Here is a 14036-nt window from a genome sequence, read left to right as displayed (position 1 = left end):
ACAAGAGTTGAGTTGTGCCGAAATGTATTGACCTATTTGTACTTTATATAGATCAAAGCTAAATTTTGATTATTAGTCGTCTTTATGGGCGTTGTTAGAATTTGGTTAAGTAGTAAGAGAATTGTTTTAGGTGGATTTTTTACCCGATAAAAACTTATTATAAATGCCTTATAAGAAAATTAAAAAATAATTATGCAGTTTTCATCTGCTGCTCTAGAACACTATGTACTAGCTTTTTTATTTTTTTAAATCGGTTGACCGCCTCTATCAATTGCTGGTCTTGCTCAAAATGACGCCATATGTGTCCAAGCAAGGCCAGACCATCGAATCCCAGTTCATGTATGTTGAATATTTTACTATCAGTAATTCCACTAAGGGCGATAATCTCTGGGCGGTTATCTCTATCCGCTAAGAAAATTTTTAGTTCGTTGATTCGAAATTTACTGTTGTATCCAGTGTTTGAGATACTGTCGAAAATCGGACTTAGGAAAATATAGTTGTAGGCCGATCCGATTTGCTTTATCTCTTGTATAGAGTGTAATGAAAAACTTAAATGCCGGAAATCATATGGATGATCCGGATATTCTAATTTAAAATCTTTATGCGTGTAGGCTTTTGTGAAGTGCGCCCCCTTCAGATTGTATTCATGAATTAAATCAAAATGCGTATGTAGTACGATCCTATCGTGAAAATAACGGGGAATTTTCTCAATATAGGCTTTCATTTGATCGCGGCTGTAATTTTTCTTTCTCAAATGATACGTTTCCAGCCCCTCACAAAAAATCAGGTTGAGCAAATAGTGCTCGTTTTGAATATCACTAAAATTAGAAATCAATATTAATCTCATTGTTAAATTTTATTTTAAATAATGGTATTTGAACTCATCGACAAACTTAAATTGGGTCGATTTAGACTGAATGAATTTCAAGAGTTAAAGCGAAATGGGTGAGCCATAACACTAGATAAACATTTTAGAACTAGGCAAGTATAGCAATTAGCTGTTAGTTGGCAATGAGAAAAATGTTTTTTGATTGCTAGCGCTTTTTTCGACAATAAAAAGGAATTTATTTCTCACCAAGTTTTTTGATTAGTTTAAGAGTAAAAACGCAATAATGAAAAGTTATTAATAAGTTGAATTATGTCTATGGTTTACTACCTAATATTTGACATCAAATCCTTTAACTTTATTAGCCATATCACGGTAAAACTGATAGTCTGAGTCATTGACATCTACGTACTTTATATCGGTGATATATTGATTTTGAATAAGTGCAAAGGTTTCAGGGTCATCTTTTTCCATATCAAGGTATGCGTCTTTAATCCTTTGTATCAAATCACTACCCAAGTCTTGACGGGCAAAAACCGGCGAAGATACCATGGGCTCCGAAATCCATAAATATTTTATTTCATCTTCATTAACCCGCCCTTCCTGGATCAAGCGTTGCAACCCTGAATAGTAGGTGGCAGCGACATCCACTTTACCTGAAATCACAGTAAATATAGCTGAAGTATGGTTGGTAGAAATCATTACTTCTTTGAAATCGCCAGGCAATAAATCATATTCTTCTTGCATTACATATCTTGGCACTAAATGACCCGAGCATGAAGTGGGATAAGCCCAAGACAAGGTGAGATTTTCAGATCGCGCTTTTAGATCTTCCATGGAATTAATGGTGGAATTGGCTTGAGTAATTATACAACTCCTGAAAATACTACCCTCCTTAATGTCTTCAGTGGACACAATAGGCACTGCATTGGCTACTTTGGATGCTACGAGGTAAGTAAAGGGGCCGCCCGAACCCAAGTGTATTTTGTTGGCGCGCATGGCCTCAATCAATGCCGACGGATTTGAAATCAGCTTATGTGTAACCTCCATATCCAGCTTTTTACTGAGGTACTCAGACACTGCCTCAATGCGCTCAAAGCTACGCTCCGACTCTGCTGTGGCAGACATGGCTATTATAAGCTTTTTCTTCTTATTTTCTTCTCCATTAATGCCACATCCAGTAATTAAGAATGCAGAAATACATGCAAAAGTGACGAACTTGAATATTCTGATCATGCGACTTATTGTTGTTTTATTTAATAATAACAAAAGTAGATGAGATATATAAGGATACTGTTAAGTGTGAATTATTAAATAATTAGCTTTGTGTATATCCAATATTTTGCTTCAAAATGCTGATACCAATTGGGTATAAGGTATCAACTTTTAAAAATGTAAGCATATTATATTCAGTTTTTTGCTTTAGCCTAATTGATTAGATTTTCTCAGGCATTTATAAATATTCATTTTTAACATGGCCCAAATACCACTCTAACACCTGCTAAACTTTTGGCTTTTACCTTGCCGTCCAAAAAGCTTCAACTTACACTAAGTCGCTAATGATTAAAAATTTCAAAGATCTGATTGGAATTTTAGGAGAATACAAATTTTGGTATTGCTTTTCTGCCTTGCTTCTGTTGGTATCTATTGTAGCCAGAGCCTTAGAGCCCAAAATATTTCAAATTGCAGTTGATTATGTTCTCGTTAATTATCAGGATGGTGTAGCCATAGATGCATTGTCGGGCGACTATATAACCAATAAAATTATGAGCTGGCTGCCAGATTCTCAAAATGGGAAAATCGGTGCCGTCCTATTGGCACTAGGACTCATTTATATGGTCATAGCGGTTTTGCGAAGTATATTTTTATTCAGTTCTGTTACATTAAAGGACTCAATAAGCGAACGGAGCATTAAGCGCCTCAGAGACGATGTGTTCAAACATATTCAGTATTTGCCCATGGAATTCTTCTCAGGTATTTCAAGGGGAGAATTAATCCAGCGCTGCACAGGCGATATCGATACCATAAAAAGATTTATACATCAGCAAGTGATAGCTGTATTACGCTTGTCCGGTACTTTTTTGTTTTCTTTTTTTATGATGTGGAGTATGGATTGGTTACAAGCTACCATAACAGTGATTTTATCTCCAGTCATATTATTACTAGGTTACCGTTTTTTTAATGAAGAAAGGAAGATATGGCGCCTTCACGAAATCGAAGCAGATAAACTCAACAACATGGTGCAAGAAAACCTCAATGGCATCAGAGTGGTTACAGCCTTTTCAAATCAAACTTATGAAATAGATAGGTTTCATCAGCAAAACCAGCAAAAGATGAAAATGGGACTTAAGCAAGCTAACCTGCAAGCTGCGTATTGGCCCTTGACGGATTTTTTAGTGCATCTTCAGTTGATCATTTCGGTACTTACCGGTGGATATTTTGTCATTCAAGGCCGAATAAGTATTGGAGAGCTGTTGGGTTTTTATACCTACATAGGCATGGTTACCTATCCGATGCGTCAGTTGGGTCAGGTACTGTCTCAAATGGGCATGGCCATAGTGGCTACTTCAAGAATTTCAGAAATATTGGAACATGCACGCGAAACAGACGAAGGCACATTTGTTTCTGAACAGCTTCATGGCGAGATCGAGTTTAGAAATGTTTCATTTACCTACCCAAATGAAAAGAAACCTGCATTGCAACATATTTCTTTTAAGCTGCAACCGGGTCGTCAACTAGGGATAACCGGCCCCAGTGGTGGTGGCAAAAGCACCATAATTAAGTTATTACTGCGATTATACGATCCGAATGAAGGTATGATTCTGCTCGATGGAAAAGATATCAAATCTTTCCCTAAGGCTTATCTTAGATCCACTATGGGAGTAGCCATGCAAAAAGCTTTTTTGTTTTCAAGAACTATAGAGCAAAACATTGCCTATATACATCCACAAAGTAGCCCAAACGAAGTTGATGAAGCCGCACGAATTTCAGAAGCCTATGAAATGAAATTAAAATTCCCGGATGGTTTCAGGACACTGGTGGGTGAAAAAGGTGTAACGCTGTCAGGGGGGCAAAAACAAAGGGTGGTACTGGCGCGAACTTTAATTCAGTGGCCTGGGGTGGTTATCATGGATGATGCTACCTCGGCCATTGATACTGTAACAGAGCATAAAATTCTCAATTCCTTGCAAGAGGTGCTAGCTGATAGAACATCTATTATTATTTCGCATCGTGTGGCATCGCTTAAAAAATCTGATTTTGTATTGGTAATGAAAGAGGGAAAATTGGTGCAATATGGCTCACCAATGAAACTCGAATCAATGGAGGATGGATACTATTATAAAATATGCAAGATACAATCGCTCAAGCAGCAAGATAAATTACAGGAAACATGAAATGATTTATCAATTGATATGTAAGTACCAATTAGCATAGTAGAACACAAGATAATATTAATGAAAAAGCCGCTGCCTAACTCTTGACCCAAATGGAGAATCATTTAAAAGATAAAGAATTTACCCGAAAGAGGGCTTTGTGGCCATTTATCCTAAGGATATTTAATTATAGTTTTAGGCATAAAAAATGGTGTTCGGTGCTCATTGGGGGTGCCATAGTCGATGCTTGTATTGTTGGGGTTTTGCCAATTATTTGGTACAAATACATAGATAATTTTATTACACCTGTTGTCTTAAGCATGCGCGAAAGTGGTATTTCAGGTTTTACCGATGCCATGGCGCAGACCATGACTCAATATGGAATTTTGTATTTGGGCGCTATATTATTGCAATCTGCTGGCATGGTAGTTTTTATATATGCCGCCGGAAGACTTAAGGAATTTGTAGTTTTTGATTTACGAAAGGAAATGTTCAACAAACTTCAGCATTTGCCTTATTCATTTTATGATCGCTCGGCCATTGGCTGGCTTAGCATACGCCTAACTTCAGATGTCGACAAAGTTTCAGACATTATATCTTTTGGTTTTGTGTCATTGGTAGGGGGCGTAATGATGATATTGGTCAGTCTAATAGCCATGTTTATTTACCATTGGCAATTAGCCTGCATGGTATGCTTGTCTATTCCTTTGATGATGTTTGCCTCAGTTAAAATCCGAATGTTGATACTTGGCTATTCAAGAAATGCCCGACGGATCTATAGTCAAATGGCGGCTTTTCTTACTGAAAATATCAATGCAATAGAGGTAAATAAAGCCACCGTGCACGAGGATCAATCTTCTGTGGAGTTTAATAGCATCACACAAGAACTCAAACATTCTTCCTATAAAGCAGCTTGGTATACTGCCATGTACCGGCCTGTGGTGGTGCTTTTAGGATCTCTGGTAGCGGCGGCGGTAATTTACTTCGGCGGTCATTTGGTATTGAATCCGGCTTCGGGTTTTACACTGGGTTTGCTGGCAGCTTTTTTTGGCTATGCACGCATGATTTTCGATCCGATTATGGAAGTCACCCAATTTTATGCAGCAGCTCAAGACAGCCTTTCCGCGGGAGAACGCATTTTTTCATTGATTGATGAACCTGTGGGCATAAAGGATCACCCAAATGCAAAAACTGCACCTGTGTTGGCCGGAAACATTTGTTTTGAAAATGTTGATTTCAGCTATATCCCCAATCGACCGGTTATTGAAAAACTGAATATCTCCATTAAAGCTGGTGAATCCATAGCCCTTGTAGGCCCAACAGGCGAAGGAAAATCAACCATTATTAATCTAATCAGCCGGTTTTACGAACCTACTCAGGGACGAATCACAATGGATGGGATTGATTATACATCCTTAACTTTACAAAGTTTTCGGAGTCAGCTAGGCGTAATTTTGCAAACACCCTATTTGTTTTCAGGAACTATCAGAGAAAATTTATGCTATGGAAGACTCGATGCCAGTGATAGGGATATGGTGGAAGTACTTGAAAGCCTGGGTATCGCTGAATTTGCGGATAGATTAGATGATGAAGTAGGGGAGGAAGGTAATAATCTGAGTTCTGGCGAGAAGCAACTCATATCATTTGCCAGAGTTGTTTTGAGAAATCCGCGAATTTTGTTGATGGACGAAGCCACATCTTCTATAGATACACTTATTGAAAATAAAATACAAAATGGCATAGCGACGTTGTTGAAGAGTAGGACCTCCATCGTCATTGCCCACCGGTTATCTACCATACGTAACTGCGATAGGATTTTGGTCATTCAGCAAGGCAAAATAATAGAGCAAGGCAACCATGAAAGTTTGCTAAACAAAAGCGGCGTCTACCGGAAATTGTACACCAGCCAGTTTGAGGCACTTAGTGTATAATTTTGCGATTTTATATTGCGGTAGAAAATTTATCAAATTGGAAGCATTAATAATAATATGATTGCAAAGACCATCTTTTTGAATGAGCCTGATTGGATGCAACTCATTATCAATAAAATTGGCAGCCTATCAGCGCAATTTTCTGAAAAGGCTCCAAGCTTAATTGTTGGTATTGCCGGTGGATCTTGTACCGGAAAAAGCACTCAGATAGCCAAAAAATTATGTGCGCAACTTCCCCAGCATACACAATTGCTTTCACAGGACAATTATCAGAAGGGGATTGAATTGACCAACTATTTTGAATACACTTACCATTGGGACGATCCGGCCAATTTCGGTATTGAGGAAGGGCGCCAAATGTTGGAAACCCTCAAATCGGGAAAAATAGCCCAAATGCCGGTTTATTCATTCGAAAGAAAAAAACCCGTGGGTTATAAAAAGATTCAAAGCACGCCCGTTATTTTATTTGAGGGACTGTATGCTTTACATGCCCACCTTAAGCCTTTGGTAGATTTTAGTATTTATGTCGAAAGCCCTTTATATGGTAGGTTGTTGCGCAGGGTTTTCAGAAATGCTTTTGATCGATACCGACAAGATCCGGAATTGGTTTTTGAGCGGTTACTGACTGGTAAAGTATATGAATCACATAGAGCGGAGGTGGTGAGGCAAAAAGAAAACTGCGATTTTACAGTTCACAATCCCTATTGCTTTTCAGAAACCATCCATCAGTTTGATCTAAAACCCATGACCTCAGAGATTTTACACGACGTATTGTATATCTATGCGCTAAATAATGATTTTTATTTAAAGGTGGTGAAAGACAAATCTGATCAAATGTGGTTGATTATTACAGATACCGAACACATGTACAGCAAATTTTCCATCAAGAGTTCAAGTCTGGACCAGCTAAAAAAACTGGATTTGGATGAAATGTGATCAAAATCAGTTTTACAATCGTGGTAAAATACTTAATCAAAAACTAACAGCACTTATACTACCGACTAACGATCTACCGGTTATTTTGCCAAAGTAATCTGCAAGGACGTTTTTGTGCTCATTCAATTAAATTAGGCTAACTTATTTTAAAGAAAAAAGCACAGATTCGATTTTATCAAACTGCCAAATATTAACCACAGACTATTTATGGTCATATTTTCTGCTTTTAGATATAAGAACTACCGATTATATTTTTGGGGTCAAGCTTTTTCAAATCTTGGCACCATGATAAAGCAAGTGGCCATCGGCTGGTTGGTATTTCGATTGACCGATTCTGCATTATTGCTTGGTTTGGTCACTTTTTCACGGGAAATTTCAGCATTTTTGATATCTTCTATAGCCGGTGTGGTCGCCGATAGGTATAATAAGCATAAGCTCCTAATCATTTCCCATAGCCTATTGGCCGCCAATTCATTTTTGCTTGCTGCTCTTACGCTGGGAGATCAAATAACCGTAGGCTGGATGATTGGCATTCAAATATTATTTGGATGTATAAGTGGAATAGAAATGCCTTCCAGACAGTCTTTGGTGAATGATTTAGTAGAAGACAAAACATACCTGACCAATGCCATTGCCCTGAATTCGTCGCTTTTTAACACAGCCCGCATTGCAGGACCATCCATAGCAGGTATACTGATACCATTTGTTGGCGAAGGCGTATGTTTTTTGCTGTATGGTATTATGAGTTTGATGGTAGTGGTGTGCTTTCGACTCATCCAATATGAAGGCTATGTTAGAAAGACCTACAAACTCAATTTTAAGGTTGAGTTTATGGATGGATTTAATTATGCCTATCAATCGCCACCCATAAAGCTGATACTTGTATTTGTCGCTTTTATTACCATGTTGGGGGTTTCGTATATCGTAATTTTGCCTGTATTTGCCGGGCGTGTATTCAATGCCGGTGCCGAGGTATTTGGCTATTTAACCAGTGCCATAGGCTTGGGTTCTGTTTTAGGCGCTTTGTTGGTGGGTAATAAATCCAACCTGGAAGGTCTTGATAAATACATACTTTTTGGAGGAATCATTTTTGGAGTGGGGGTTATGGCATTTGCCGTATCGGATGTCTTGTGGTTTTCTTTGCTTACCTTGGTCATGTCCGGTTTTGGCCGAGTCATGATTTTTACCGGTTCCAATACCCTCTTGCAGACCATTGCGCCAGACGATAAGCGCGGACGGGTACTGAGTTTGTATATCATGCTTTTTATGGGTGCGCTTTCTATAGGCAGCTTTCTGATCGGATTACTCACTGAATGGTTTGGCGCTCCCAATGTATTGATGGGCGGTGGATTTGGCGTGCTGGTATGTACTCTGATTTATGCCTTTAAAATGGACGTATTTAGGGAAGTCAATATCAGGTTTCAGCAGGAGGTAAATTAATAGTCAAATAATGTTTTATAATCAGAATGAATTTGATATTAGGCTGGAATGGGGCCAAATGGGAGTTGAGGAATTATCCCCAATTTCTGATGCAGTCATTATCATTGATATTCTTTCATTTTCGACATGCGTTGATATTGTAACCAGCAAATTAGCCTCGGTGATTCCTTACAAATGGAAAGATGAAACAGCAATTGAATTTGCAAAAAGTAAAAATACAATTCTTGCAGACTTTAAGCGACAATATTCCAATTCCTATTCACTTTCACCTACATCTTTGCAGACAGTAAAAAAGGGAGAGCAAATAGTGCTCCCATCGCCGAATGGTTCTTCGCTGTCTTTGACAACAGGTGAGACAATAACCCTTTGCGGTTGTTTGCGAAATGCTAAAGCTATTGCCGAATACGCTTTACAAATAGGAAAAAAGATTGCCATAATACCAGCGGGAGAAAAATGGTCTGATGGGAGCTTACGGCCATGCTTTGAAGACTTGATTGGAGCGGGAGCAATTATATATTATTTGAAGGGTACATTATCACCTGAGTCCCTGACCGCCTTATCGGCTTTTAATTGTTATAAAGAGAACCTGCTTGAAGGACTTATGAATTGCATTTCGGGTAAGGAATTAATAGCTCGCGGATTTGAAAATGACATAATTCTGGCAGGAGCATTTAACTGTAGCGATGGTGTACCAATATTACAGAATGGAAAATATATAAGTGGGTAAGACCAAATTCCTTTAGGATGCGCACCTACAGTAAATTCGCAGTATTAAGAAAAATACATACTGGCTTGAAGCAATAATGGGAGCGGATTTGGGTATATTGGTGTATAGGGCATTTTTATAAAAAAAATGAAGAAGATATCGAAAGAATTTATTCTCAATCAATACAGGTCAGGGATTAAAAGTTATATAGACTTTACCATTGAGGTAGGCTTATGGGAATCGGAGAAATACGTTTTTAAAAAGTATCTCAGATCAGATTCAACTGTTTTGGATCTTGGTTGTGGAACAGGACGTACAACATTTGGATTAATTCGACTTGGTTTTGACAAAGTAATCGGTTTGGATTTGACTCCAGAGATGATTTTTGAAGCACAAAAGTTAAATACGATATTCAATGTTGACATTGATTTTAGAATCGGAGATGCAACAAAGCTGGACTTCAATGACAAGGAGTTTGATGTAGTAATATTTTCTTTTAATGGAATCATGTCAATTCCAAATCCGATACAACGATTGATTGCATTTAAAGAAATAAACCGGGTTTTAAAGGATGCTGGGTTATTTATATTCACGACTCATGACAGAAATAGGGAAGAGAAATATTTTCAATTCTGGGATAACGAAAGGAATCATTGGGCGCAAGGAAAACAAAGACTTGACTTGTTTGAATTTGGAGATATAATCACGAGTTCAAAAAATGAAAGTCAGGAAATTTTCATTCATATCCCAGACATGAATGAAGTAAAGAATGTTCTTCAAGAAAGTAATTTCGACTTACTTGAAACTTTCTATCGAAGTGACAAATTTGAGGAACCAACAAATGTGAAAGTGAAATCCGGTGAATGTAGATTTTGGGTAGGAAGGAAAAACAGACCATAACATCAGCTAAACTCAGGCGGGCAAAGGGTTCGCAGCGGCAGTTCCTATCTGCTCGCCAATAGCATGGAAAGTATGTAAGTGGGTTAGATCTAATTATTTAACATTATACTAACAAAAATAATTTTAATTTACTTTAAACTGATTAGCCATGAAATTTCTATGTGAATAGCAAATGAACTGACTGAGACTGTACTTAAGTTTGAGCCTTTACAAAATTGTAAGCATAACCGTTATTGAAAGTTTAAATATCAAGGAATAATTAACTTTTGTGATCATGAAAAATTAAATCAAATAACAAAATATTATGGAAGCAGTCACGAATTTCAGTATTAAAAAAATGAGTACCCAACTACTCGTCAATAACCTTGTTCAATCCATTGAGTTTTACACCCAAAAGCTCGAATTTGATATAGAATTCCGGTTCTTGGACTTTTATGTAGGTATTATAAAAGACGCATATTCCATACACCTCAAAGATGGCAACCCATCGACTGAAGAAAGAAAAAACAAAAGAGACCACAAACATCTGGATATACTTTTTGAGGTCGAAAATATCGAAGAGTTGTTTCAAACCCTTTTAGATAAAAATGTAGATGTCGTCATGCCGTTAAGAACAGTGCGTGAAGGAGCTAAAGAATTCTACATTGCAGACCCCGATGGTTATATCATTGGATTTTTAAAAAACTCATAAAAAATCAGGCAATATACTGCTGAAAACATATTAAGATAGATTTAAAAGTCCCATATCATAAACCTAATAAAACCCTATTAATGGATTTAATATATAATAAAATTGGGACGGGTTACAATGCCACTCGGCAGGCTGACCCATATTTAACAGAAAGGCTTCTCTACCTTTTAAAACCAAAAAAAGATAAGCTCTATCTGGACATTGGGTGCGGAACAGGTAATTATACCTGTGCATTAGCTGATAAAGGTTTTAAATTTATTGGCGTGGAACCCTCAGAAAAAATGCTGAATGAAGCTAAAATGCGAAATCAAAACGTAACTTGGCTTAAAGGTACTGCGGAACAAATACCTGCAGGCAACAAAGTCTTTGAAGGCATTATTGCCACGCTCACAATTCATCATTGGACGGACATCAAACAGGCATTGAGTGAATTAAACAGAGTATTATCTGATACTGGTAGGATTGTGATTTTCACGTCCACCCCGGAGCAAATGCAAGGGTATTGGCTAAATTATTATTTCCCGAAAATGATGCAAAGTTCAATTATTCAGATGCCTTCTATAAAAAAATTATCCCAAATACTAAAAAAAACAGGTTTCCGCATAGTAGAAACCGAAAAATATGATATTCAGGACAACCTTGAAGATTTGTTTTTATATAGTGGAAAACATCGCCCCGAATTGTATTTAAAACCTGAAATCAGACGTGGCATATCTTCTTTTTCTTCGCTGGCGAATGAACAAGAAGTAACAAACGGACTTGCAAAATTGGCGAAAGAAATTAAAACAGGAATAATAAAAAATGTAATCGATGAATTCAAAACTAATTTGGGAGACTATTTATTTATCGTAGCATGTAAATAATTGTTTATGATTATTTTAGAAACAGACCGCCTCATTTTACGTGAATTCATAACCGAGCGAAATAGCATGAGGTTTCAAAAAGCCTATATTCATCCGGTGAGCAATGAGCATTACTTGGTGTATGAAGCCACAAAGGTAACTGCGGAAAGCAGCTAAAAGACCTTCAATGTTATTATTGTATTGATGATTTCAAAATCAGAGTTCGTGCGAAAAATGGTCGCCGCTTCTTTTCTTAATGACCATACAAAAAAACTATTTGCAGTTGTATCAAGGTCATTTAAACAACTTATCAAAGAATAAATTAAAATACAGGCTAGTATATTAAAAGCCCCAATTTCTGTTGGTTTACCACCGTTTTGTAGAAGTTGCGGAAATATGTAAAACCATGAAAATCAGACATTTATCATTATATTTAAAAATTGGTCTGGGTTTTATAGACAGATTGGTAAGGTAGTGGCTATTTTAGGACGACACTTCGCATGGAAATAATGACATCAAAAAAATGGACTATAAGAGCACTGCTGAAAGAATAATTGACCTAAAAAATGCTGACTTAGCATTGAGAGACAAACTTGTTCAAAACGGACAGCTTAGCAAAGGATATAACGAAGAAATGAAGGAGTTGCACAACAGAAATGCAAAAACATTAAATGAGATAATCGACACAATAGGTTATCCGACATTAGACAAAGTTGGTAAAGAAGCAAGCGAAGCAACTTGGTTGATAATACAACACTCAATTGGACAGCCAGAATTTATAAAAAAGTGTGCAGAATTATTGGAGATTGCGGTTAGAGAAAAAAAAGCAGACCCGATTAATTTGGCGTATCTAACTGACCGAATAGCAGTATTTGAAGGTAAGCCACAACTTTACGGAACTCAATTTGATTGGGACGAAATAGGAGAATTAAGTCCAAATCCAATTGACAATTTGAATAAAGTAAATAAAAGAAGAAAATCTATTAGACTAAATTCACTTGAAGAACAAACTGAAATTATAAGAAGGCAAGCTCAAGCCGAAAATCAAACACCACCGACAGATTTTGAAAAAAAGAAAAAGGAAATGAAGGAATGGAAAAAAAAGGTCGGTTGGACAAAATAAAAACAGCCACTAACACCTAAGCTTTCGTTGCGTGAGTAGCACGAACAATGAAAGCGCTGTTGCACGAAACCGGTGACCGGACATAAGGCCTAAGACCGTATATTGATTTTTGATCATTAGGATTTTTTTAGTGTAAAAATTATACTGGAAGGTAATTCAGCTTCAACACTTTTTGGCTCTTTTATATTAATCATTGTATATCCGGTCTTTTGAAATAAATATATCCAATCCTCTAAAGTACGAAAATACCATCGATGGGGCATTTTAAAATTTCCAGGCAGTCCTTTCCATGAATCATTGACCCAATCACTTTTATAAGCCTGTCCGTTTTTGTGAAAAGTGAATGGATGCAGGGTTTGTATGAATACATACCCATCATTTACCAAAAGTTCATCAATTTTTATCAATAACCTTTCACTCATCGATTTCTCATAAAGACAAAAATTGAATATAATTCCTTCAAAAGGAGCTCCATTGATTTTGGCCCCGTTTATAATATTTTCAAAGCTTAAACATTGATAGTTTGATGATTTTCCTATTTGCGATGCTTCTAAAATCAACCTTTGCGAACCATCTACCCCGAAGATCTTAATTGCCTTTGAAGACAAAGCCCTGCATAACCAACCTTCTCCACATCCTAAGTCTAAGATATTTTTCAACTTGAAACCCAGAACATGGTTTATAATAGCAGGATTAGTAATTTCTCTGGATGGAATCTTTTGTTCCTTTAACACCCTGATCCATTCCTCAGCGTTAATTTCCCATGAATTACTGATTGATGTAGTTTTTTCCGATGGCATAAAAATAAATTAAGCTATTTTAAAGATTTTATGCAAATGAGATGAGGGTTTAGCTTACAAGTTGCCTATTATCTCCAGTCATAGATAACCTGCACAACCCCTCGCGAATCCTCCCTATGGTCGGATTTCAAACCCCGGTTCTCATCCTGCCACCTTTAGTAATCGAAAGTGGTAGATATAAAAAAACCCACCCTAAATGGGCAGGTATTATTTATAGTAGTCGGGGTGGCAGGATTGCTCATACCCACAGCCATGCCGGACAACCCCTCGCGAATCCTCCCTATGGTCGGATTTCAAACCCCGGTTCTCATCCTGCCACCTTTTGGTAATCGAAAGTGGTAGGCACAAAAAAACCCACCCTAATAGGCAGGTTTTATTTATAATAGTCGGGTTGGCAGGATTGCTCATACCCACAGGCATGCCGCACCGCCCTTCGCGAATCCTCCTTGCGTCGGATTTCGAACCCC

The 14036-nt window shown here is 37.4% G+C and carries 13 protein-coding genes; 10 read left to right on the top strand and 3 right to left on the bottom strand.

Annotated elements, in window-relative coordinates:
* Window positions 1–190: 190 nt before the first annotated feature.
* Complete coding sequence (locus ACEW8O_RS00645) at window positions 191–847, bottom strand: thiamine phosphate synthase (RefSeq protein ID WP_373492685.1); 657 nt, start codon at window positions 845–847, stop codon at window positions 191–193.
* 309 nt (window positions 848–1156) lie between these two features.
* Window positions 1157–2062, bottom strand: coding sequence for a phosphate/phosphite/phosphonate ABC transporter substrate-binding protein (gene phnD / locus ACEW8O_RS00640; RefSeq protein ID WP_373492684.1), 906 nt, complete (start codon window positions 2060–2062; stop codon window positions 1157–1159).
* A 323-nt stretch (window positions 2063–2385) separates the two neighbouring features.
* On the opposite strand from phnD, the gene ACEW8O_RS00635 reads away from it, so the two are divergent.
* The 10 genes from ACEW8O_RS00635 to ACEW8O_RS00590 all read left to right on the top strand — a co-directional run bounded on the left by ACEW8O_RS00635 (window position 2386) and on the right by ACEW8O_RS00590 (window position 12769).
* A complete protein-coding gene (locus tag ACEW8O_RS00635; RefSeq protein ID WP_373492683.1) occupies window positions 2386–4221 on the top strand; it encodes an ABC transporter ATP-binding protein in 1836 nt (611 codons plus the stop codon).
* A 92-nt stretch (window positions 4222–4313) separates the two neighbouring features.
* A complete protein-coding gene (locus ACEW8O_RS00630; RefSeq protein ID WP_373492682.1) occupies window positions 4314–6131 on the top strand; it encodes an ABC transporter ATP-binding protein in 1818 nt (605 codons plus the stop codon).
* A gap of 57 nt (window positions 6132–6188) precedes the next feature.
* On the top strand, window positions 6189–7067 hold the full coding sequence (locus tag ACEW8O_RS00625; protein WP_373492681.1) for a uridine kinase: 879 nt from the start codon (window positions 6189–6191) through the stop codon (window positions 7065–7067).
* A 207-nt stretch (window positions 7068–7274) separates the two neighbouring features.
* Window positions 7275–8507 (top strand): MFS transporter, encoded by a 1233-nt coding sequence (locus ACEW8O_RS00620; protein WP_373492680.1) that lies wholly within the window; start codon window positions 7275–7277, stop codon window positions 8505–8507.
* Between the two features lie 10 nt (window positions 8508–8517).
* Entirely contained in the window at window positions 8518–9234 is a 717-nt protein-coding gene (locus ACEW8O_RS00615) for a 2-phosphosulfolactate phosphatase (RefSeq protein ID WP_373492679.1), read from the top strand.
* A gap of 126 nt (window positions 9235–9360) precedes the next feature.
* Window positions 9361–10113, top strand: coding sequence for a class I SAM-dependent methyltransferase (locus ACEW8O_RS00610; protein ID WP_373492678.1), 753 nt, complete (start codon window positions 9361–9363; stop codon window positions 10111–10113).
* A 304-nt stretch (window positions 10114–10417) separates the two neighbouring features.
* Window positions 10418–10804 (top strand): VOC family protein, encoded by a 387-nt coding sequence (locus ACEW8O_RS00605; RefSeq protein ID WP_373492677.1) that lies wholly within the window; start codon window positions 10418–10420, stop codon window positions 10802–10804.
* A gap of 80 nt (window positions 10805–10884) precedes the next feature.
* Window positions 10885–11667, top strand: a complete 783-nt coding sequence (locus tag ACEW8O_RS00600) for a class I SAM-dependent methyltransferase (RefSeq protein WP_373492676.1) — start codon at window positions 10885–10887, stop codon at window positions 11665–11667.
* Between the two features lie 6 nt (window positions 11668–11673).
* The gene (locus ACEW8O_RS00595) at window positions 11674–11823 is read left to right on the top strand and encodes a hypothetical protein (protein ID WP_373492675.1); all 150 of its coding nucleotides are present in this window, start codon (window positions 11674–11676) and stop codon (window positions 11821–11823) included.
* Between the two features lie 346 nt (window positions 11824–12169).
* Window positions 12170–12769, top strand: coding sequence for a DUF6624 domain-containing protein (locus tag ACEW8O_RS00590; protein ID WP_373492674.1), 600 nt, complete (start codon window positions 12170–12172; stop codon window positions 12767–12769).
* Between the two features lie 116 nt (window positions 12770–12885).
* On the opposite strand, the gene ACEW8O_RS00585 is transcribed toward ACEW8O_RS00590, so the two are convergent.
* Window positions 12886–13569, bottom strand: coding sequence for a class I SAM-dependent methyltransferase (locus tag ACEW8O_RS00585; RefSeq protein WP_373492673.1), 684 nt, complete (start codon window positions 13567–13569; stop codon window positions 12886–12888).
* Window positions 13570–14036 lie beyond the last annotated feature (467 nt).

The organism is Aquiflexum sp., from assembly GCF_041749095.1.
In the GTDB taxonomy this organism is placed as follows: Bacteria; Bacteroidota; Bacteroidia; order Cytophagales; family Cyclobacteriaceae; genus Aquiflexum.
The sequence above is the reverse complement of the archived record's forward strand: the minus strand, read 5'-3'. Positions and strand labels throughout refer to the sequence as shown.

Bases quoted from the DNA above. Each gene is read 5' to 3' on its own strand.
- ACEW8O_RS00645 (WP_373492685.1), bottom strand. From the start codon at position 847: ATGAGATTAATATTGATTTCTAATTTTAGTGATATTCAAAACGAGCAC.
- phnD (WP_373492684.1), bottom strand. From the start codon at position 2,062: ATGATCAGAATATTCAAGTTCGTCACTTTTGCATGTATTTCTGCATTC.
- ACEW8O_RS00635 (WP_373492683.1), top strand. From the start codon at position 2,386: ATGATTAAAAATTTCAAAGATCTGATTGGAATTTTAGGAGAATACAAA.
- ACEW8O_RS00630 (WP_373492682.1), top strand. From the start codon at position 4,314: ATGGAGAATCATTTAAAAGATAAAGAATTTACCCGAAAGAGGGCTTTG.
- ACEW8O_RS00625 (WP_373492681.1), top strand. From the start codon at position 6,189: ATGATTGCAAAGACCATCTTTTTGAATGAGCCTGATTGGATGCAACTC.
- ACEW8O_RS00620 (WP_373492680.1), top strand. From the start codon at position 7,275: ATGGTCATATTTTCTGCTTTTAGATATAAGAACTACCGATTATATTTT.
- ACEW8O_RS00615 (WP_373492679.1), top strand. From the start codon at position 8,518: ATGTTTTATAATCAGAATGAATTTGATATTAGGCTGGAATGGGGCCAA.
- ACEW8O_RS00610 (WP_373492678.1), top strand. From the start codon at position 9,361: ATGAAGAAGATATCGAAAGAATTTATTCTCAATCAATACAGGTCAGGG.
- ACEW8O_RS00605 (WP_373492677.1), top strand. From the start codon at position 10,418: ATGGAAGCAGTCACGAATTTCAGTATTAAAAAAATGAGTACCCAACTA.
- ACEW8O_RS00600 (WP_373492676.1), top strand. From the start codon at position 10,885: ATGGATTTAATATATAATAAAATTGGGACGGGTTACAATGCCACTCGG.
- ACEW8O_RS00595 (WP_373492675.1), top strand. From the start codon at position 11,674: ATGATTATTTTAGAAACAGACCGCCTCATTTTACGTGAATTCATAACC.
- ACEW8O_RS00590 (WP_373492674.1), top strand. From the start codon at position 12,170: ATGGACTATAAGAGCACTGCTGAAAGAATAATTGACCTAAAAAATGCT.
- ACEW8O_RS00585 (WP_373492673.1), bottom strand. From the start codon at position 13,569: ATGCCATCGGAAAAAACTACATCAATCAGTAATTCATGGGAAATTAAC.